Raw genomic sequence first — 1446 nt, 5'->3', positions numbered from 1 at the left:
GGCTATTTAATAAATGTTGTGCAAAGTACCTATAAAATATAGTAGTCACTTTGCATATTTTACCAATATGTCTTGAAAAGATCTTTTAGGCGTCAGCCTGCCAAATTATAGTTATATTAAAAATGAAAACTTATTTAGCAAAGCGTGCAATTATCCTTCTTTTTAAATTAGCGCAGCTACAGAATCCATAGCCAGCTCTTTTTATTAGTTTAATCTTATTATTAATTCCTTCAATAGGTCCATTAGTTAGTTTTTTATCAAAATAATTGAAAATCTGTTCATACCAGTTATTCACTGTATTTATAACCTTTTTGAATTCTTTTATTTTATTATCTTTTACCCTTTTACACCAGCGTTCAAAAGCTTCCATAGCTTCATTTTTACTATGCAACACAAAAATATCTCTAAATTCTTCTTTTAACTCATAAGCTATTTCCAAATAACTACTTTTTTCAAAATGCTCTATTAAAATTAAGTATTCTTCATCTGTTACATTTTCATTACCTTTCTTAAATAAATACCTATCTTTAAATAATTTTGTTTTAGATTCTTTATCTAATTGCTTGGATACTGATTTTCTAACATCTTTAAATGCATCACCAATTTTTTTTATAACATGAAATTTATCAATGATTATTTTAGCATTTGGGAACATCTTAGATATAGAAGAATTATATCCATTCCACATATCCATGGTAACAAACTTTACTTTTTTACGAGCATTTATAGACCATTGTGAAAAATATTTAATAAGATTTTCTTTTGTTCTATCATCAAGAATATCTATTATTTTATTAGTAGCTGATAAAGGGTTTATTAGAGCAACAGCATAATTATGACCCTTTTTTAGAGCAAATTCATCTATACCAAAGTATTCAATTCCATTCTCTTTAATATCATCATCTATTTCATTTATTAATTTATTTGAGTATATATCAAATGCAGTTTTCACTTCTTGATATCCTAACTCAAGCTGCTTACATACTTCATTAATACTTGTTTTAGATACTTCTTTAGCAATAAACTCAATAAACCTATCGGTTTTTCTTTGATATTTATTAAGAAAAGGAATTGTTATTGGTATCCCTCTATGTCCACAGCAAGCACATCTCAATCTAATTTTCTCAACAACTAATATTACAGCTTTATCATGAATAGGTATATCTCTTACTAAGAACTCTTTTTTATCATGCAGCCTATCGGCTATGCTATCGCATTTAGGGCATTTTAAAGATTGCTTTATTGGAGATACTCTTATGAAAATAGTATTATTATATTCTTCAGAACATTTGATATAAAAATCTGGTAAAGCTATTGAAACTTTGATATAATTATCTTGCATTTGCTTTCTCCTTTATTGGGGATATTATTGTTGTTTGCATTACAATAATAGCAAATGCATTTTTTATTTGTAAAGTTTTTCTACACAAGAAATATTAAATAGCC

General features: G+C 26.6%; 1 protein-coding gene. It reads right to left on the bottom strand.

Annotated elements, in window-relative coordinates; all coding sequences use genetic code 11:
• Positions 1-130 precede the first annotated feature (130 nt).
• Entirely contained in the window at positions 131-1342 is a 1212-nt protein-coding gene (locus tag FGK85_RS15110; RefSeq protein WP_138207980.1) for an ISL3 family transposase, read from the bottom strand.
• Positions 1343-1446 lie beyond the last annotated feature (104 nt).

This window comes from Haloimpatiens lingqiaonensis (genome assembly GCF_901447495.1).
Classification (GTDB): Bacteria; Bacillota; Clostridia; order Clostridiales; family Clostridiaceae; genus Haloimpatiens; species Haloimpatiens lingqiaonensis.
This window is presented reverse-complemented; position numbering and strand designations above follow the sequence as displayed.